This window comes from Pseudomonas sp. UBT (genome assembly GCF_050915955.1).
GTDB classification, from domain to species: domain Bacteria; phylum Pseudomonadota; class Gammaproteobacteria; order Pseudomonadales; family Pseudomonadaceae; genus Aquipseudomonas; species Aquipseudomonas antarctica_A.
In genome coordinates this window covers 380,142-399,895 of sequence record NZ_CP168079.1, presented here as the reverse complement: position 1 = coordinate 399,895, position 19,754 = coordinate 380,142, and the positions used below count along the sequence as shown (strand labels likewise).

The 19,754-nt window shown below is 60.9% G+C and carries 11 protein-coding genes; 2 read left to right on the top strand and 9 right to left on the bottom strand.

What is annotated here, in order from left to right; genetic code table 11:
- Positions 1-41 precede the first annotated feature (41 nt).
- From ACDZ94_RS01855 to ACDZ94_RS01845, 3 genes are all read right to left on the bottom strand, one after another.
- Entirely contained in the window at positions 42-4,985 is a 4,944-nt protein-coding gene (locus ACDZ94_RS01855; protein ID WP_432750997.1) for a hemagglutinin repeat-containing protein, read from the bottom strand.
- A gap of 105 nt (positions 4,986-5,090) precedes the next feature.
- Positions 5,091-6,806 (bottom strand): ShlB/FhaC/HecB family hemolysin secretion/activation protein, encoded by a 1,716-nt coding sequence (locus ACDZ94_RS01850; RefSeq protein WP_064453915.1) that lies wholly within the window; start codon positions 6,804-6,806, stop codon positions 5,091-5,093.
- Positions 6,807-7,110: 304 nt separating this feature from the next.
- Positions 7,111-9,141 (bottom strand): PAS domain-containing protein, encoded by a 2,031-nt coding sequence (locus tag ACDZ94_RS01845; protein ID WP_432750996.1) that lies wholly within the window; start codon positions 9,139-9,141, stop codon positions 7,111-7,113.
- A 535-nt stretch (positions 9,142-9,676) separates the two neighbouring features.
- Here ACDZ94_RS01845 and ACDZ94_RS01840 point away from each other — a divergent pair.
- Both ACDZ94_RS01840 and nadA read left to right on the top strand, forming a co-directional pair.
- On the top strand, positions 9,677-11,077 hold the full coding sequence (locus ACDZ94_RS01840) for a lactate dehydrogenase (RefSeq protein WP_432751478.1): 1,401 nt from the start codon (positions 9,677-9,679) through the stop codon (positions 11,075-11,077).
- Positions 11,078-11,308: 231 nt separating this feature from the next.
- Positions 11,309-12,367, top strand: coding sequence for a quinolinate synthase NadA (gene nadA, locus ACDZ94_RS01835; protein WP_432750995.1), 1,059 nt, complete (start codon positions 11,309-11,311; stop codon positions 12,365-12,367).
- A gap of 131 nt (positions 12,368-12,498) precedes the next feature.
- Here nadA and ACDZ94_RS01830 read toward each other — a convergent pair whose 3' ends face one another.
- The 6 genes from ACDZ94_RS01830 to gcvH all read right to left on the bottom strand — a co-directional run bounded on the left by ACDZ94_RS01830 (position 12,499) and on the right by gcvH (position 19,580).
- A complete protein-coding gene (locus ACDZ94_RS01830) occupies positions 12,499-12,987 on the bottom strand; it encodes an RDD family protein (RefSeq protein ID WP_064453912.1) in 489 nt (162 codons plus the stop codon).
- Positions 12,988-13,081: 94 nt separating this feature from the next.
- Positions 13,082-13,294, bottom strand: coding sequence for a cold-shock protein (locus tag ACDZ94_RS01825; RefSeq protein WP_003220045.1), 213 nt, complete (start codon positions 13,292-13,294; stop codon positions 13,082-13,084).
- Positions 13,295-13,683: 389 nt separating this feature from the next.
- Positions 13,684-14,808 (bottom strand): glycine cleavage system aminomethyltransferase GcvT, encoded by a 1,125-nt coding sequence (gene gcvT, locus ACDZ94_RS01820; protein ID WP_432750994.1) that lies wholly within the window; start codon positions 14,806-14,808, stop codon positions 13,684-13,686.
- Between the two features lie 39 nt (positions 14,809-14,847).
- Positions 14,848-16,224, bottom strand: a complete 1,377-nt coding sequence (locus ACDZ94_RS01815) for an L-serine ammonia-lyase (RefSeq protein ID WP_064453910.1) — start codon at positions 16,222-16,224, stop codon at positions 14,848-14,850.
- Between the two features lie 121 nt (positions 16,225-16,345).
- The gene (gcvP, locus tag ACDZ94_RS01810) at positions 16,346-19,186 is read right to left on the bottom strand and encodes an aminomethyl-transferring glycine dehydrogenase (protein ID WP_432750993.1); all 2,841 of its coding nucleotides are present in this window, start codon (positions 19,184-19,186) and stop codon (positions 16,346-16,348) included.
- Positions 19,187-19,196: 10 nt separating this feature from the next.
- Complete coding sequence (gcvH, locus tag ACDZ94_RS01805; protein ID WP_407016256.1) at positions 19,197-19,580, bottom strand: glycine cleavage system protein GcvH; 384 nt, start codon at positions 19,578-19,580, stop codon at positions 19,197-19,199.
- Between the last annotated feature and the right edge of the window lie 174 nt (positions 19,581-19,754).

The window sequence follows — 19,754 nt, the reverse complement described above, 5'->3', positions numbered from 1 at the left end:
GGTGAAAACGGGCTTAACCTTTTCCACCGGGGCATTGCTGCTTAGTTGACGTCCTGATCAATCCCCGCCTGCAATTGCTGGCTGTCACTGTGCCCGCCTACCCGCAGCGGCCCAAGGTTGATGGCTTGATCCTTACGTGTGGCGTCGTCCTGTTTCTGGGTTAATTCGTCCTTGGCGCCCAGCACCAGGTTGACCGGTGATTTTGAAACGTTCAGCCCGACATCGACGCGATAATCGCTGCCTGCCAACGTCGTTGCCTTCACCTTGGAACCGCCCAAATCGACGTTGCCTGCCGGCGCGCTGATCCGTGCGCCGGTCAGGTGCGTTTCACCGCTCACCTGCAGATTGACGCCCTGAGTACCCCGGATACCGGACGCTTGAGTGACGCTGTCTTTGGCGACATGGCTGACATCCAGGTTCAAGGTCGGGGTGTAGGTGGTTTTACCGCTCTTGTCACCGAACAGCACGCTTTCTGCGGTATCAGCCACCGAGCTGCCAGGGGTGTTCTTGCCACTGACGGCAACGCTGTCACTGGTTTTTGGCCAAACCTTATCCTTGAGGTTGGACAGGTGAGAGCCCAAAGCATCCTTCTTGTCCGCGAGGTACGTCTTGGCCTTGTCGACGCGGGTACCGATCGCTCCACGGGGTTGCGGGTTCACGTCGTAGCTGTCGCTACGGGTGAGTTTCTCGCCCAGGCGCTCCTTGGCGTTGGCCACGTTTTCCTTGGCTGAAGCGAGGTGTTCGGTGCCCTTGTCGACGGCGTTCTCCAGCTTTTCGCGGTGCTTGTCGAAGGCGCCCTCGGCCTTGGCTTGCACCTTGTCCTTGAGCGGCCCGGTGGTCTTGGCCAGTTTGTTGACCACGCCGGGCTGGTTTTTCTCGACGTCGAGCTTGGCATCGACATTGACCTGAGTACTGCTGATGTGGTCCTGGCGACTCTCGACCACCAAGTCTCCGCCAACCTTGCCGCTCACCTGACCCGCTTCGATCCGTGCGCCAGCCAGGTGGGTATCGCCGGCACTGTTGATCGTCACGCTATCTGCCTTGATCAGGCTGTCGTGCTGCGCAGTGCTTTGCAGGTGATCCACGTCGACCTTGGCCCGGGCATTGATGCCAAGTTGGGTCTTGGGTGTGTCGTGCTCACCGGCATCGGCCAGGGTGGTCTTGCCGCCACTGCCGCCCGCGCCGAGGGTGACGCCCCAGCTGTCATGGGCCTGAGTGGACTGCGCCGACTCTTGCAGGACGCCGCCTTTTTGCGCGTCGAGTTTGACGTTGGCGGCGGTGATCTGCGTACCTTGCAAGTGGATGGCATCCTTCGCATCCGCGCCGCTGGCGAGGCTGACCTTGCCGTTGCTGTGCAACTGCCCAACGACTGCAGTCTGATCGTTTTCGGCGACCTTGCCGATGTTGAAGTTGGCGCTCAGGTTGCCGGTCTTGCCGCTGCTTTCGGCACTGCTGGTCTTGCCGGCACCGACGGTCAGGCCGCCGCCCAGGTTGCTGCCGTTACTCACGTGGGTGTCGGTTGCCGCCTGCAGGTCCAGCTTGCCGCCGGAAGTCAGGTTGATATCGCCGGTGTTGGCGGTGCTGCTGCCGAACTGGGTGCCTTGCAGGGTCATGTCGCCGCCGCTGCTGAGTGCGATGGGCCCGCTGCCCTGAAGCGTCGCGACACGTGCCTGGCTGTCGCGGGTGTCCAGTTGCTTATGGTCCAACTGCACACCGGCACCGAGGTTGACGTTTGTGCCGTTCGCGCCTGGCGCCGTGCCCACGGTCAATGAACCATTGCCGCGCAGACTGCTGCTGGTTTCGCTCTGGGTATCGTTGGCCTGATTGAGCGCCAACTCACCCCCCGCCTTGAGGTTGATGCCCGCCTGGCCACCGTTGAACTGGCTGCCCTCATAACGTGCATCGCCCTTGGCCTCGATGTTCACGCCTTGGGTGGCGGCGTAGCTGCCGACCACCGCCGTGCTGGTGGTTTGGCGCACGTCGCTGCTGCCGCCTGTGCCGCTGCCGCGTAGGTTCAGGTCTTCACCGGTGGTGGTGTAGACCCGCACGCCCGCCTTGGCGTCCACGCCTTGCTCGCTGCTGCTGTGGGTATTGGCCGCCGCCGTGGCGACATGCTCGCCGGCATCGATCTTCAGGCCGCCATCGGTGGCGCGGTATTGAGTGCCTTCATCCTGCAACTTGCCGGCAACATTGACCTGCACCGTGGCACCACTGAACTGGCTGACCACGGCCGTGCTGTCCTGCTGTGTGCGACTTTTGCTGGTATGACCGACTTCCACATCCAGTCCGACATTGGGTTGCTCGAAGGCATCGAGCAAACCTGGCTGATGGAATTTGGCCTGGGCCATGCCTTCGATCGCTTTTTCGATAGGCCGGGTGACACCTTTGTATTCGACATTGGCGCCGACATCGGCGGTCCAACCGTTCTCCTTGTGGGTGCTGGTCTCGCTGTTATGCGCCGCCTGGTTATCGACCTGACCTGCATTGACCACTAACTCGGCACCGGCCTGCACCTGCGCGCCCTGGCTGGTGAGGGTGTTGCCGGCGTTGAGGGTCAGTTTGCCGGCCGCCGCGACGTTGCTGGTTTGCGCGGTGGTTGTACTGCGGGTGTCATTGCTGCTCTGGTGGCTGAACTGCGCGCCGTTGCCGGCGCGGTCAAGGCCTGCGGTGTAGTAGACGCCGCCGCCGATGGTGGTCTGGTCGGTGTCGCTGTGAGTGCTGTCATGGGCCGACAGCAGTTCGACGTTTTTGCCGCTCAAGGTCGCATCGCCCTCGGTGGCCTTGAGGTCGGAGCCCTTGATGCTTACGTCGCCACCGGCCGTAACGGCCACGCTGACGCCGCTGAGGCTGGACGCCTGCTGTTGCGTGGTGTCGGTCTTGTTGGTGTGTTGCTGGTCTTCGTAGCTCACGCCCGCGCGGTACTGGCGGGTGCCATCGGCGGTTTCCCTGGCGTAGCCCTCAAAGCCTCGGGTGTGGGTGCTGGTGGTGTTGTGGGAGGTGTTTTCAGCAGCAGTGACCTTGATATCACCCTTGGCATCCGCCTGCAGTTCACCAGCGGCGGACACCTGTGAGCCGCTGACGTGGATGTCCTTGGCGCTTTGCAGCTTGAGGTTGCTGTCCGAGCGCAGGTTGCTGGCAACCACGGTGCTGTCCTTGAGGTTCTGGCGGCTTTCATCCTTGGCGATGCCGAAGAATTTGCTGTCCTTGCTGTAGCTATTGTCGTGGGACGTGTCTTGTACGCCGTCGATCACCAGCGAACCTTTGTCGCTGATCACGCTGGCCTGTTTGCCGCCACGGGCCTGGCTGCCGCTGATGCGCACTTCATCCGCCTTGACGATCAGCTTGCCGTCGGCGTTGACCTTGCTGCCGGTGTTCAAGGTTTTGCCTTTATCCCCGTCGCCGTTTTTGCCGAAGAAGCTGCCACCTGTCAGGTCGCCGGAGTACGCCGTATTACTGCTGCGTTGAGTGCGGCTGGCGCTGGTGATCTCCACTTGGCGGGCGGCCAATTGGAGGTCACCCGGTGTTTTCAGCTCGGCACCTTGCAATTGCAGTTTCTGCTGGCTGGTCAGCTCCAGGGCCTTGCCGGCCTTGAGGCTGCTGGTGACGCTGCGCTGTTCGCTGCTGGAGGTGTCCCAGTTGGCTTTCCACAGGTGCTTGCGATGATTGCCCTGATCGCGCGTTTCATGGGTTTCGGTGGCAGCGATCACCTGAAGGTCGGCGCCGCTGTTGACGTGTAAAGCAGCCCCCGCTTCCACGTTGCTCGCTTTGATCTCGGTTTTGGCGCCGGACGACAGCGCTGCGTCCTGTTGCGCTACGACCTTGTTGCCGTGCTGGCGCGAGTCCTTGTCGGTGGTGGTGCGGTCATAGGTTTCATAGGTGAACAGGAAGTTGCTGTTGTCCCACTGTTCACGCTTTTCCTGGAGCTTGCGGCTTTCCAGGCTGCCAAGCGTCAGGTTGCGGCCGGCGTCGAGTTTGACGTTGCGCGCGCTGACATCGGTGGCGGCCAGGCTCAGGTCCTTGGCGCTGTGCACGTCGACATCGCCCTGGCGGCTTTGCACGCTCGCGCGGGTGGCGTCGAGGCTGTTGGCGTGGACTTGGCCGCTGATATCGAGGTCGCCGGCCGAGCTGATCTTCACCCCATCACGCCCCTCCACGTTTACGGCACCCACGCGCACGCCGGCGCCGTCGGCGGTGCTGACGATGTTGATGCGCCCGGCCTGCATCGCCCCGAACAGACGGGCGTCGATACGCTGGTCCTGGGTTTTGCTGGCCGGGTCTACCTGGCGCACCTGGCCGCTGGCGTAGTCGACCTGGTTGCGGCCGACGGTGAGGTTCAATTGATCACGCGCACTCAGGCGACCGTCGCTGTCGATGCGCGGCGCGATCAGGTTGATCGAACCCTCGCGGTTTTGCAGGCCTTGGCCTTGTACCGTCAGCTGGCCACGGGCATCACGGGTGTTCAAGGCTTGCAGCTTGCCGTCGTTGAGTTCAGGGCGGCCCACCACCAGGCTGGCATTCGGGGTGTTGATGAAACTGCCGCCGTTGACAGAGATGCCGTTAGGGTTGGCCAGCACATAGTCGGCCGCCCGGCCAAAAATCTCCTGGGCGCCGTTGAGGGTTGAGGCGTTGCGGCTGATCACTTCGTTGAGGATCACGCTTGCCGCCTGGCCCTGGAACTGCGGGTTGGCTGCCAACTGCCCGGCGAGTTGGGATTGGCCGGCCTGCAAGGCGTTGTTCAGCACGACGCCCTGGCGGTCGACGTTGTAGTCCAGAAACTGGTTATGGGACAGGCCACCGGCATTCGGCGCGACGATGTTGATGATCGGCACGCCCCCCTGGTTTTGCAGTTGCGGCGTACCGCCGGGCCCTTCGACGACGGTCAACCCTGCGGCCACCACCAGTTGCGGCAGCAGAAACAGGCTGGCGATGGCCCAGCGCAGTCTGCCTTGAGGTGAAAGGTGAAACGTATGTGTGTCAGTCGGCATAAATAATTTCGCTCTGTGTTGGCTGATCCGCGACGTGCGTTGTTCGTTGCAACGCTGCTGTGGTGGTCAGGGATTACGGTTAATTCAGGCTAAACAGATATCGGCTCATATTTGCAGGCTCAGGCGCGTCAGCCACACATCCGGCTCCTGGGCAAAACCTGCGGGGGTGTTGAGGTTGCGTTGGTAATCGAGGTCGAGCTGCACGTTCTTCCAGCTCAGGTTGAGCCCGGCACTGGCAGCGCTCAGGCGTTGGCCTTGGGCGCCGTGTTCGCGTTTGACCCAGCCGTTGTCCAGGCCCAGGCGTGGCGTGATCTTGACCGCCAGGTCGCTGTTGAGCGGCAGGCGCAAGGTGTTGCGCCATACCGCGCCGATGGCTCCCGACGCGCTGTTTTCGCGGTAGCCACGCACGGCCGAGTCGTCGGTGCCCAGCAGTTGTTCAATGGCGGGCAGCGTGTCCGGGCTGTATTGCGCCGACAGCTGGCTCTGCCACTGCCACGGTTGGCCCAGCCATTGGCCGTTGCGCCATTGAGTCAGGTTGGCGCGGTACTTGTGGAATTGCGCCTGAGGCAGGTTTTTCTGCACGTGGTCGGCATCGCGATCGGCGCCGAACCAGGTCAGGCCTTGGGCGTAATTGACGTCGAGGTTCCACACCGCGCTGTTGAGCCAGAACAGATTCACGCCGGCCTCGGCCACGGTCAGCGTTGGGCTCTGGATGCCCAGGCGAACCTTTTGCAGGTAGCTGTCGACGTCCTTGTAGGCCAGTTGCAGGTTGGCGCTGAGTTGATGGCCCTGGTCGCGCCACAACACCCGGTCGGTGCGCAAGCTGACCTGATCGGTGCGGCCGCTGTTATAAAACGTGGCGCTGCTGAGCTTGAAGGGCGAGCGGTATTCGGCATGGCTGGCGAACAGGCTATAGGTCCAGTAGCCGTAAGGGATGGAATAAAACAGGCTGTTGCTGCGGCTGTAGCGCGGGCCGTGATTGAGCGTGTCGCTGAAGCTCAGGTTGAGCGAATCGTTGAGTTCCAACGGGCTGTCCAGGCTCAGGCTGATGGCATTGCGATCACGGCCGGTGCCGGCGCTGCCGAGGTTATCCACACCCAGTCCGAGCCCCCAACGCGAGGCTGTGCTGCGCGAGTGCAGGATGATTCGCGATGCGCCAGGTTCGCTGCCAGGGGCGATGTCGGCGGTGAGGTCCACCGAGCGCAGGCGATTGAGCTGGTCCAGGCCTTGTTCCAGGTCGCGCAGGTTCAGCGGCTTGCCGAGCATCCCGGGAAACGCTCCGCGTAACGACACGGGCAAGCTCTGGTCAGTCAATTCGACGGCTTCGACGTAGCCTTCTTCGACGTGAATATCCAGCGGGTGCCCAGCGGCCGGCGTGCTGATCAGGTACGGACGGCTGGCGATGTAGCCGGCCTCAACGTACAGGCGGGTAATCTCGGCCAACAGGCGGTTGATCTGGGTGACGCCCATGCAGGCGGCCACATAGGGTTCGACGTGTTTGTTCAGCTCAGCGTTACTGAACAAGGTCACACCGGCCACGCGTGTACCGCGCAAGGGCCAGCAGCGTTGGTCTTTGGCGACCCCCTCAGGCAAGGCCGGTGTGGCCGGTTGCGCGCCGAAACTGCCTCTTTGTATCTGCCGCTGGCGTTGCTCGAGTTGCAGTTGTTGCAAGTCGCGCTGCTGTTGTTGCTGCAGGCGCAGGGCTTCCTGACCGAGCTGCGGTCCCTCGGCGGCGGCCACCGGCAGCGCACACAGGCAGAGCAGGGCGGCGCCTATTTTCTGGATACAACACGGGCGATTGGTTGAGGGCTGATTCGGCACTCGACATCCTTAACGTAGAAATACACTCGATTCATGCCCATCGAGCCAAACCATCAACTCGGGGACTTGCCGCACTTGAGTTATCAATAAACGGTTTGTTACATCGTCTGTAGGATTTATTACGTAAAACGTGAGGAATGCCGCGTTATTCAGCAAAAAAATGCACAAAGGTGGTGCGCAGGTGCCCTGTGGGCACCTGATGGGGTTGGCTTTGCGGGTTCTTTCGTATTAACGGAGTGGTGCGAGGTTTTTGATTGTTGCGAAATAACGGTTTAATCGGCGTGTTTATACAAGCGGCTCAGGCTCAGTCTTGTGGAATCAGGTTCAGGCGGCTCTTGACCACTTTGTGCAGCTGCACTGCCAACGTCTCGGTGGAATAGGGTTTTTGCAGCAGCACAAAGCGTTGCGCTTCTTCCTGGGCGATGCGTGCGTATTCATCGTTGTAGCCTGTGGTCAGTACCACGGGGAGCCACGGGTAGAGGGCTTCGATCGCGTCGAGCAATTCCAGCCCGCTCATGCCTGGCATCGAGATGTCGGAGAACACCACTTGGAAGCTCTCCGGGTTGGGCGCCAGGGCGTCGAGTGCACTGTTGGCGTCGGGCACCCACAGCACTTTAAAACCCATTTGCTCCAGAGTCTGCGAGGTGTAGAGGCCGACGTCGGCGTTGTCCTCGACCATCAGCACGCACAAGTCGCAAGCAATCGGGGCGCACTGGTTTTCCGGGGTGGCTGACGTCACGCCCGCCTCGACTTCAGGCAAGTACAAAACAAACTGGCTGCCTTTGCCGCATTCGCTCTGCACCAGGATTTCACCCCCCGATTGTTTGGCAAAACCGTACACCTGTGACAACCCCAAGCCGGTGCCCTGGCCGATGCCCTTGGTGGTGTAGAACGGTTCGAAGATGGCGTCGAGCTTTTCCGGCGCGATGCCTGAACCGGTATCGCTTAGCTCAATGGTCACGTAGTCGGCGATACGTACCGGATGGGCACGCACCGAAGGGAGCCAGTTGGCCGTCGCCACTTTGATCGACAATTGGCCATTGCCAGCCATGGCATCGCGTGCGTTGACCACCATATTCACCAGGGCGGTCTCGAACTGGCTTTCATCGGCGTTGATAAAGCGCGGTTTCTGCGGCACCTCGATAGTGACCTTGATGCGTGAACCGGTCAGGCTGTCCATCATTTCGCCCACCCGTAATACGCTGTCGCCGACGTTGAAGACTTCCGGGCGCAGGGCCTGGCGGCGGGCGAATGTCAGCAGCTGCGCCGTCAGGCGGGCGGCACGGTCCACGGTATTGGCGATGGCTTCCACATACTTGATGCGCCGTACTTCGCTCAGCGAAGGCGTTTTGAGCAAGTCGGCACAGGACTTGATCACTGTCAGCAGGTTATTGAAATCGTGTGCGACGCCGCCGGTGAGTTGGCCAATCGCTTCCAGTTTCTGTGATTGACGCAGGGCGTCTTCCGACAAGCGCAAGGCTTCCTTGGCCTCTTCCTCGGCCTGGATATCACGGCCGACCGCGTGGATGTAGTCGCTGTCGGGCACAGCGGTCCAGGCGATCATGCGGTAGCTGCCATCCTGGTGGCGGTAACGATTCTTGAAGTTGGGAAAGTTCTTGCCATCTCCCAGGCGGCTGACCGCCGATGACGAGACGGCCAGGTCGTCCGGGTGCACCAGGGCCAGCAATTGACTGCCCACCAGGTCGTGTTCGGTGTGACCGAGCATGCGTGTCCAGGCCGGGTTGACGGCAGAGATAACACCGTCGAGCTGAGCGACCAGCATCAGGTCCGGCGACAGACGCCAGATACGGTCGCGATCACGGGTACGCTCCACCACCCGCTGCTCCAGGGATTCATTGAGTTTACGCAGTGACTCTTCGGCTTCACGCAGGGCGGTGATATCACGGGAGACGCAGAGGATCTGCTCCGGCCGGCCGTCGCTGTCCAGGATCGGACTGACCTGCACATGCCACCATTTCAGGTTGCCGGCCAAGGTTTGGGCGGGGCCGATAAAGCTCGCGCTGTCACCGTTTTCGGCAGCCTGCACGGCGGCCTTGGCATCCAGGTTTCCCTGGTCCTGCCAGAAGTCGGGCCAGGGGCAGCCGCGGATGCTGTTGAAGTCACTGACTTCCATGATTTTCTGGCCACCTTCACTCATGAAGGTGAGGCGGGCGTCCAGGTCCAGGACTTTGATGCAATCGTTGATGCTGGCCAGCACGCGCTCGGTGAACGCTTCGTTTCTACCCAAGCCAGTGGTGGCCAGCTCGCTTGCGCCGCCTTTGATGGGATTGGGCGCGTGACTTGCCTCGGGGCCCATCCCGACGGTGCTATTCATTTGAGTTTGGCCGAATGCGTTAAATGGCCTTCATCATGTCATTACGATACCTATCCCACCAGCGACTTGAGCGTGATTACACGGGCGCGTGCTCAATAAACCGCGGGCAGACTTGAAAGAAGAACCGATCAAGGTTCGCCAGATCCCACCAGCATGTGGCCTGACCTGCGACGCCAGGTATGAAAACAGCGCCAATGGTCTTGGCGGTTAGGTGACTTACCGGTTCTGATCTGCGCAATACGGCAAAGAGCCGGTTTTTTGGCATGGATCTTTGTTATTTATTTCGGCTTCAATGCTGTCAATGCCGATGCGTCTTGGTTAAATTGAACGCTACTCAGCTTTCAAGACACGGACTGTCATGACTACGCTAACGCCTATCATCGCTACCAATCCCCTCATCGTTCGCGCGGCCACCACGCCGTCGCCGGCCACCGTGGCGAACACTGTCGATGTCTCTCCGGTTCGGCCCTCTGCGGTGGTCAGCCTCGGCAATCCAGCGGCTGATGTCGTCGATATCTACTCTCGAGACGGGCAGATGCCCGGCCAGGAAACGGTGCGGGCCTGGGAAAACAGCAGCCAGGATGCAGTGACCAAGGCCATCAACAGCAGCTTTAATTCGATCTCCACGGCCAGTCGCTACAGCGGCCTGGGCGCGGCGTTGGTGGATCAGTTCACCCAGGGCGGCGGTGTCGGTATTTCACAGTCCGTGCTCAACACCACGGCTGCCCGGGCCGGGGACGCCGGCGCGATCAAGACCGACCAGACGGTACTGCACAACAAGGCCGACAACCAGGTCAGCCTCAGCATCAAGACCGCCAGCGGCAAGACCGTCACCTTCAGCCTGTCCAGCCAGAAAGATGGCCTGGGTGTGCAGGCCACGGTAGAGGGCGGCGACTTGACGGCTGATGAGCTCAAGGCCGTCGGTCAATTGGGCAGTGCCTTCCAGGCCTCGGTGGACGGGCTGACCGCCGTGCCACCAAAACTCGATCTGAGCAAGTTGACCCAGTTCGATACCCAGGTGCTGGCTTCCGTCGACCTCAATGCCAACCTGAAGGCCCTGGACGGCAAGGACCTGAGCCTGGCTTTTCACGCCGACAGTCAGAGCCGTACCACACGAATGAGTGGCCCGGCCGGTAACATTGACCTGGCAGTGGACCTCAAAAACGCGACGATCCTTGGCGATGCCAAACAACAAGCCAATGCGCTGAAAACCTACCTTGCCCAATTTGACCGGGTGCAACAGCGCGGCAGTGCCAATGCGGACTTGATGGCAATGTTCAAGGACGCATTCAGCGCCATGAACAGCAATTATCCACAAGGCACGACCGCTCCCGCCGCCTTGAGCAACAACCCAAGCGACAAAGGCCTGTTGACTGGCCTGGCTGACTTCAAAGCCTCGATCCAGCAGGCTGTTGACGGCACCAACCCAATGCGCCCGTCGGAAGTCGATAGCTTTTCCTACAACGTGTCGCAGAAAACCCAGGTCAACGGGCGCAGTACCGCAGATCGTAGCGTTACCCAGCACCAGCAGTCGGCGCTTTCTGCGAACTTCCACACCAGCCTCAACGGTGGCAAACCGCCGGTTTTTGACGGCAACCGTGAATCGCAGAACTACCTGTATGTGCAAGTGCAGGACAAGGCCAGCAGTACGGCGAGCTTCGCCTACAAAGACGGCCAACTGGCCCGCGCGTCTGTCTCGCAAACGGCTGTACAGAACACCCATACGCAGAAATATGTGATGGCCAAGCTGGTAGAGGACACCGTGGTGCCGAAGGAGGGCTCATCCAGGCGCGACTACCTGGCGTTGCTTGAGCACGCGGCCCAGGAAAGCAAAAAATCCAAGGATGCGCTGGAGCAGTCAACGCTAAAGGATGCGTTGGCGAGCCTGCATGACTCGGTGATGCTGCAGGAAGACCCTTCCGTACTGCAGCGCTGACACCGGTTGGAAAACGGGAAACCCCTGCGTCGGGTTTCCCGTTTTTTTTTGCCCAACCGATGCACCTGTGAATGCCAGATTAGGCTTTTGAATCCATTCGATATTCTGTAGCCTTGCGCAGCTTCACCCGTGCTTGATGAACACAATCACTTCGTCCGGCGGCGCCCGAAGGGCTCCAGAGCCGGTGGTACACTCGACTTTCGCGCAACTGCGCCTGCAGGTCTTGCGAACATGACGCAAATTTCCGAACGCCTACTGGTTCAAGCTCACCTCGACGCCAAGCAGCCCAAGGCCCTCAGCGCCGAAGAAGAGGCGAGCCTGCGTGTCGCCATCGCCGCCGAGCTCAAGGCTCAAGACGCGGTGCTGGTTGCCCACTTTTATTGCGACCCGGTGATTCAGGCCCTGGCCGAAGAAACCGGCGGCTGTGTCTCCGACTCCCTGGAAATGGCGCGCTTCGGCGCTGCCCACCCGGCCAAGACCGTATTGGTTGCCGGTGTGCGTTTCATGGGCGAGACCGCCAAAATCCTCACCCCCGAAAAACGCATCCTCATGCCCACCCTGGAAGCCACGTGTTCCCTGGACCTGGGCTGCCCGGTGGATGAGTTTTCGGCATTTTGCGACCAGCATCCCGAGCGCACCGTGGTGGTCTACGCCAACACCTCGGCGGCGGTCAAAGCCCGGGCGGATTGGGTCGTGACCTCCAGCTGCGCACTGGAAATCGTCGAAAGCCTGATGGACAACGGCGAGACAATTATCTGGGGCCCGGACAAGCACTTGGGCACCTACATCCAGCGCCAGACCGGCGCGGATATGTTGCTGTGGGACGGGGCGTGCATCGTCCACGAGGAGTTCAAGTCCAAGCAGCTTGAAGACATGAAGGCGCTGTATCCGGACGCGGCGATTCTGGTGCACCCGGAGTCGCCGACCGGGGTGATCGAGCTGGCGGACGCGGTGGGCTCCACCAGCCAGCTGATTGCCGCCGCACAGCGTTTGCCGAACAAGACGTTCATCGTGGCGACCGACCGCGGCATTTTCTACAAGATGCAGCAGTTGTGCCCGGATAAAGTCTTCATCGAAGCGCCTACTGCCGGCAACGGCGCGGCGTGCCGCAGTTGCGCGCACTGCCCGTGGATGGCGATGAACACGCTGGAGCGCACACTGCAGTGCTTGCGTGAGGGCAGTAATGAGATCTTCGTCGAGCCGTCGGTGATTCCACACGCCGTGCGCCCGTTAAAGCGCATGCTGGACTTCACCCAGGCTGCGCGCTTGAAGCTCGCCGGCAACGCTTAATTTAATTGTAAACGCGGTCAAAATGTGGGAGCTGGCTTGCCTGCGATAGCATCACCCTGGTCTGCCTGATAGACCGAGGTGCCCGCATCGCAGGCAAGCCAGCTCCCACAGTTGTTTTGTGCAGTTTGGAATTATTTCTTCTGCTTCGGAATCCGCACCAGTTGGGTATCCGAATAAATGTCATGCCAGCTGCGTTTCTGTTTATCAAACAGCGACCAGATAAACCCCAGCCCCACGCACAACCACGACGCAATCGACACCACAAACCGCAACAGCGCCTGCCACAGGCTGATGCGTGAGCCGTCGGCGTTCTGTACGCGCACGCCCCACACCTGCATGCCCAGCGTCTGCCCGGAATGGGTCCAGAATTTGGCAAAAAAACCAAACAATACAAAAAACAAAATCGTCGACAGCAGCGGGTCGCCGTCCAGCGCGCCGGATTCGGTGAGCGTGCGCATCTTGGCTTCGCCGATAAACGCCATCCACACCATCTTGTAGATAAACGCCGTGACGATCAGCAGGGCCGTGCACAACAGAAAGTCATAGAACATCGCTGCCAGACGACGGCCCAGGCCGACGGCGGGAAACTCGCCTTGGGGGCTCAGCAGGGGTTTGGACATGGCAGTTTCTCTTAAGAAAAAAGCCATTTTACGGATAAACGCTTATAAAAAAGCCCCTGATGTCACCATCAGGGGCTTTTTGTCGCAGCAGGGATCAGCCTTCTGCTTGTACTTCGTCAGCCTGCATGCCTTTCTGGCCCTGCACGGCGATGAAAGTCACTTTCTGGCCTTCTTTGAGGCTCTTGAAGCCGTTGCCCTGAATAGCGCGGAAATGGACGAACAGATCCGGACCGCTTTCTGGAGTGATAAAACCAAACCCTTTCTCGTCGTTAAACCACTTGACGGTACCGCTCTGACGATCAGCCATTTTCTTATTTCCTTGACGCTAAAAATTAATGACAGCCCCTTTCACATGAAAGAGTACTGGGCTGGGTTGCAGGAAAGTAAGAGACGTCGAACGGGTTGTAGCAAACTTTGGCTACTGCCCAGGTCCAGGTTCAAAGCGACCCATGCAAACACAGTGAGCAAACTCTACGCCAACTAATGGAGAAAAAACAAGCCCTGCCAAAAGCCCAGCGTTTGCTTGGCTTCATGACTGTTTGATCAACAATATGGAACCCGCTTATTCGATAGAGTTGATCACTTGTTATCGGTGGGCCCCTATTACATTGACTATCGCGGATGCACTGTTTTATGGCGGTTGCGTTACAGTTTAGTGCACGTTAACGCAACCGCGTTACTTATAGGAACAGTCAATCAGCCACGATAGTAACGCTGCGGTACAAATGGCATTTTACTTACACGCAGTGGCACCTTTTTCCCACGTACCAACGCAGACACTTCGGTGTCGAGTGCAATAAACGCACTGTCCAGGTAACCCATGGCAAGCGGGCCGCCCAACGTCGGGCCGAAGCCACCGCTGCACACGCTGCCGATCACGGTGCCGTGTTCATCGACGATTTCGGCGCCTTCACGCACGGGCGTGCGTTCCTGTGGCAGCAGGCCGACACGCTTGCGGCTCACACCGGCTTGCTGTTGGCTGAAAATGCGCTCGGCACCCGGGAAACCACCGGCACGTGCGCCGTCGGCACGGCGGGCCTTGGAGATCGCCCACAGCAGGCTGGCTTCGATGGGGGTGGTCTCGGTGTTCATGTCGTGGCCGTACAGGCACAGGCCCGCTTCCAGGCGCAGCGAGTCGCGGGCGCCCAGGCCGATGGCTTGCACTTCGGCTTCGGCCAGCAGGCTGCGCGCAAGGCTTTCGGCGTTGGCGGCCGGCACCGAGATTTCAAAACCGTCTTCGCCCGTGTAACCGGAGCGGCTGACGTAGCAGTCCACACCCAACAGGCGCAGGCTGGCGAACTGCATGAATGTCATCTTGGTCACTTCAGGGGCCAGGCGCGCCAGGACCTTCACGGCCGCCGGGCCTTGCAGGGCCAGCAAGGCGCGCTCTTCGAACAGCGACTCAATGGTGCACTGGTCGCCGATATGTTTGCGCAGGTGCGCCAGGTCCTGGTCCTTGCAGGCGGCGTTGACCACCAGGAACAGTTCGTCGTTACCCAGGTTGGCCACCATCAGGTCGTCGAGAATGCCGCCCTGGTCGTTGGTGAACATGGCGTAGCGCTGCATGCCGACCGGCAGGTCGATGATGTCGACGGGCACCAGCGTTTCCAGGGCTTTGGCGGCATTGGCGCCGGTCAGGCGGATTTGGCCCATGTGGGACACGTCGAACAACCCGGCGTGTTCACGGGTGTGCAGGTGTTCTTTCATCACGCCCAGCGGGTATTGCACCGGCATGTCGTAGCCGGCGAAGGGCACCATGCGCGCGCCCAGTTCGAGGTGCAGGGCGTGCAATGGGGTTTTCAACAGGGTTTCGGTGGACATGTTCAGCTCCTGAAAAACGTGCGGACGCGCTTGTAGGCGTCAGCACTCGATAATGTTGACCGCCAAACCGCCACGGGCGGTTTCCTTGTATTTGCTTTTCATATCGGCGCCGGTCTGGCGCATGGTGCGGATGACTTTATCCAGCGAGACGAAGTGCTGCCCGTCACCGCGCAAAGCCATCCGCACCGCATTGATCGCCTTGACCGAGCCCATGGCATTGCGCTCGATGCACGGCACCTGCACCAGCCCGCCAATCGGGTCGCAGGTCAGGCCGAGGTTGTGCTCCATACCGATCTCGGCGGCGTTTTCCACTTGGGACACGCTGCCGCCCAGCACTTCGCACAACGCGCCGGCCGCCATCGAGCAGGCCACGCCGACTTCACCCTGGCAGCCGACTTCGGCCCCGGAGATCGAAGCGTTTTCCTTGTACAAAATGCCGATGGCGGCGGCGGTGAGCAGAAAGCGCACCACGCCGTCCTCGTTCGCGCCGGGGATAAACCGCATGTAGTAATGCAACACGGCCGGCACAATCCCGGCTGCACCGTTGGTGGGCGCGGTCACCACGCGGCCGCCATTGGCGTTTTCTTCGTTGACCGCCAACGCGTACAGGTTGACCCAGTCGAGCACCGACAGCGGATCGCGCAGCGCCGATTCCGGGTTCTTGCACAGCTGGCGATGCAGGGCGGCGGCGCGGCGCTTGACCTTCAAGCCGCCGGGCAAAATCCCTTCGTTGCGACAGCCGGCGTCGACGCAGTCCTGCATCACTTGCCAGATTTTCAATAGACCGGCGCGGGTTTCCGCTTCCGGGCGCCAGGCACTTTCATTGGTCAGCATCACTTGGCTGATCGACAGCCCGTAGGTGGCGCAATGCCCCAACAAGTCCTTGGCGTGCTTGAAGGGAAAGGTCAGCGGCGTGGTGTCTTCGACAATGCGGTCGGCGCCGGCGGCATCTTCATCCACCACAAACCCGCCGCCGACCGAGTAGTACTCGCGGCTGCGAATCTGGATACCCGCCGCATCGAAGGCACGAAAAATCATGCCGTTGGGATGGTAGGCAAGGGGTTTGCGAATCATCGCCAGGTGTTCTTTCTCATTGAACGCAATGCTGTGTTCGCCGAGCAGGTTCAAGCGACCGTCGCTGCGCATTTGCGCGAGGCGTGCAGCCACGGTTTCAGTATTGACGGTGTCCGGGTGTTCGCCTTCCAGGCCCAGTAGCACGGCCTTGTCACTGCCGTGGCCTTTGCCGGTGGCGCCCAGCGATCCATAGAGTTCCACCTTGATGCCGGTGGTGGCGCTCAGCAGGTTATCGCGCTTGAGGCCTTCGACGAATCGGGCGGCAGCGCGCATCGGGCCAACAGTGTGGGAACTGGAGGGGCCGATGCCAATCTTGAACAGGTCGAACACGCTTAAAGACATTGTTGTTCTCCGGTTTCTTGTTATAGGGGCAGCGGCAAGCCGCAAGCCGCAAGAATGAGCCACTCGGCTCTTAACTTGCCGCTTGAAGCTTGCAGCTTATGGCTGCTTTTTTATGACTGCTTTACGCGTAAAGCTCGATCGACGGGCACGCACACACCAGGTTGCGATCGCCAAACACGTTGTCGACCCGGCCAACCGGCGGCCAGTACTTGCCTTCGATCAACGACGCAACCGGGTACACCGCTTGTTCACGGCTGTACGGGTGGCTCCATTCGCCCACCAGTTCGGCCGCCGTGTGCGGGGCGTTTTTCAGTGGGTTGTCTTCCTTGTCCAGGGTGCCGTTTTCCACCGCGCGAATTTCCTCACGGATGGCAATCATCGCGTCACAGAAGCGGTCCAGCTCTTCCTTGGATTCGCTTTCGGTCGGCTCGATCATCAGCGTGCCCGCTACCGGGAACGACATGGTCGGCGCATGGAAGCCGAAGTCGATCAGGCGCTTGGCCACGTCGTCCACGCTGATGCCGCTGCTGTCTTTCAATGGGCGCAGGTCCAGGATGCACTCGTGCGCCACCAGGCCGTTGCTGCCGGTGTACAGCACTGGGTAGTGCTCTTCGAGGCGACGGGAAATGTAGTTGGCATTCAGGATCGCCAGCTGCGAAGCACGCTTGAGGCCCGCGCCGCCCATCATGCTGATGTACATCCAGGTGATCGGCAGGATGCTCGCGCTGCCGAATGGCGCCGCGCACACCGCGCCTTCCTTACGTTCCATGGCTGCGTGGCCGGGCAGGAATGGCGTGAGGTGGGATTTGACGCCAATCGGGCCAACACCCGGGCCGCCACCGCCGTGGGGAATGCAGAAGGTCTTGTGCAGGTTCAGGTGGGACACGTCGCCGCCAAACTTGCCCGGTGCGCACAGGCCGACCATCGCGTTCATGTTGGCGCCGTCGATGTACACCTGGCCGCCGTTGTCGTGAATGACGCCGCAGATTTCGCGGATGCCTTCTTCGAACACGCCGTGGGTGGACGGGTAGGTGATCATCAGTGCGGCGAGGTGTTCGCGGTGCTCGATGGCCTTGGCGCGCAGGTCTTCGATGTCCACGTTGCCACGTGCGTCGCACGCGGTCACGACCACGCGCATGCCGGCCATGTTGGCGGTAGCGGGGTTGGTGCCGTGGGCCGACGATGGGATCAGGCAGATGTCACGGCGTTCTTCGCCACGGCTCTGGTGGTAGGCACGGATGGCCAAAAGGCCGGCGTACTCGCCCTGGGAACCGGCGTTCGGTTGCAGCGAGATGGCGTCATAACCGGTGGCTGCGCAGAGCATGGCCTCCAGCTCGGACGTCAGTTGCAGGTAGCCGGCACTTTGCTCGGCCGGGGCGAACGGGTGCAGGGCACCGAACTCGGCCCAGGTCACCGGAATCATTTCGCTGGCGGCGTTGAGCTTCATGGTGCACGAGCCTAGCGGGATCATGGTGCGGTCCAGTGCCAGGTCCTTGTCGGCCAGCTTGCGCAGGTAGCGCATCAGCTCGGTTTCCGAGTGATAACGGTTGAACACCGGGTGGCTGAGGATCGGCGATTGGCGCAGCAGCGCGGCCGGCAGGGTGCTGTCGACCTTGGCATTGAAGTCCGGCAGTGTTTTGCCGTCGGCAAAGAGGGTCCACAGGGTTTCGATATCGGCCTGGGTGGTGGTTTCGTCGACCGACAGGCCCAGACGCTGAGCATCGACCACACGCAGGTTGATGCGCTGGGCGCGGGCCTTGTCGTGCAGGGCGGCCGTGTGGGCGCCAGTGTTGAGGGTCAGGGTGTCGAAGAAGTGTTCCTGCTCGACCTTCAAGCCCAGGGCGGTCAAGCCTTTGGCCAGGATCGCAGTCAGCTGGTGAATGCGCTGGGCGATCTGGGTCAGGCCTTTAGGGCCGTGGTACACGGCGTACATGCTGGCGATGTTGGCCAGCAATACCTGGGCGGTGCAGATGTTGCTGGTGGCTTTCTCGCGGCGGATATGTTGCTCGCGAGTCTGCATGGCCAGGCGCAGGGCCGGCTTGCCGAAACGGTCGACAGACACACCGACCAGACGGCCCGGCATGTCGCGCTTGAACGCATCCTTGGTGGAGAAGTAGGCCGCGTGCGGGCCACCAAAGCCCAGCGGCACGCCGAAGCGTTGCGCGCTGCCGATGGCCACGTCGGCGCCGAACTCACCCGGCGGAGTCAGCAGGGTCAGGGCCAGCAGGTCGGCAGCCACGGCGACCAGCGCGTTGGCGGCGTGGAAGCGTTCGGTCAGCTTGCGGTAATCAAACACGTCACCGTTGCTGGCCGGGTATTGCAGCAGGGCGCCGAAGAACGGGCTGACGTCGGTCAGTTCGCGCTCATCGCCCACCACCACGTCGATGCCCAGCGGCTCGGCACGGGTGCGCAGTACGTCGAGGGTTTGTGGGTGGCTGTGCACGGAGGCGAAGAACGCGTTGCTGCCTTTGTTCTTGCTCAGGCGCTTGCAGAAGGTCATGGCTTCGGCGGCGGCGGTGGCTTCGTCGAGCAGGGAGGCGTTGGCGATCGGCAGGCCGGTGAGGTCGCTGATCAGGGTCTGGAAGTTCAGCAGCGATTCCAGGCGGCCTTGGGAAATCTCTGGCTGGTACGGGGTGTAGGCGGTGTACCAGGCCGGGTTTTCCAGCAGGTTACGCAGGATCGGCGACGGCGTGTGGCAGTTGTAGTAGCCCTGGCCGATGTAAGTCTTGAACAGTTGGTTCTTGCCGGCGATGGCCTTGATCTTGGCCAGGGCCTCGGCTTCGCTCAGGCCGTCTTCCAGGCCGAGCACGCTGGTGCCCTTGATGCTTTCCGGGATCACGCTGGCGCTCAGGGCTTCCAGGGAGTCAAAGCCCAGGCTGGCAAGCATGTGCTGCTCGTCTTCCTGGCGCGGGCCGATATGACGGGCGATGAATTCGTTGGCGGTGCTCAAATTGATAGTCATGGCGCGCTCCTCAGGCTTCAGCGTTGGCTTTGATCAGGCGGTCGTACGCATCCTGATCCAACAGCTTAGCCACTGCATCGGCATCGGCGGGTTTAAAGCGGAAGAACCAACCTTCGCCCATCGGGTCTTCGTTGACCAGCTCGGGGCTGCCATCGAGTTGGACGTTGACTTCGAGGACTTCGCCGTCCAGCGGCATGTAGACGCCACTCGCGGCCTTGACCGATTCAACGGTGGAGGCTTCTGCGCCCTTCTCGTAGGACTGCAACTCCGGCAGTTGCACGAAAACCACATCACCCAACGCGTTCTGCGCGAAAGCGGTGATACCCACGGTGACGCTGCCATCGGCTTCGGCGCGCAGCCATTCGTGATCTTCAGTGAAACGCAACTCGCTCATGGAAACTCCTCAGGGCCAGATTCGTCTGGTGGACGGGATTGGAATAATGGGGAGTTGCTTAGCAATATCGCGGCCAATCTCATTAAATCGTTATAAATCAACTAGTTAATTAGATTGGTTATGAGGTTATGCGTTCTGGCTGTAGCGATTTCGCTACAGCTGGGCGAGCGAAAA

Coding starts and splice junctions, on each gene's coding strand:
- ACDZ94_RS01855 (WP_432750997.1), bottom strand. CDS start 4,985: ATGCCGACTGACACACATACGTTTCACCTTTCACCTCAAGGCAGACTG.
- ACDZ94_RS01845 (WP_432750996.1), bottom strand. CDS start 9,141: ATGAATAGCACCGTCGGGATGGGCCCCGAGGCAAGTCACGCGCCCAAT.
- ACDZ94_RS01840 (WP_432751478.1), top strand. CDS start 9,677: ATGCCCGGCCAGGAAACGGTGCGGGCCTGGGAAAACAGCAGCCAGGAT.
- nadA (WP_432750995.1), top strand. CDS start 11,309: ATGACGCAAATTTCCGAACGCCTACTGGTTCAAGCTCACCTCGACGCC.
- ACDZ94_RS01830 (WP_064453912.1), bottom strand. CDS start 12,987: ATGTCCAAACCCCTGCTGAGCCCCCAAGGCGAGTTTCCCGCCGTCGGC.
- ACDZ94_RS01825 (WP_003220045.1), bottom strand. CDS start 13,294: ATGGCTGATCGTCAGAGCGGTACCGTCAAGTGGTTTAACGACGAGAAA.
- gcvT (WP_432750994.1), bottom strand. CDS start 14,808: ATGTCCACCGAAACCCTGTTGAAAACCCCATTGCACGCCCTGCACCTC.
- ACDZ94_RS01815 (WP_064453910.1), bottom strand. CDS start 16,224: ATGTCTTTAAGCGTGTTCGACCTGTTCAAGATTGGCATCGGCCCCTCC.
- gcvP (WP_432750993.1), bottom strand. CDS start 19,186: ATGACTATCAATTTGAGCACCGCCAACGAATTCATCGCCCGTCATATC.
- gcvH (WP_407016256.1), bottom strand. CDS start 19,580: ATGAGCGAGTTGCGTTTCACTGAAGATCACGAATGGCTGCGCGCCGAA.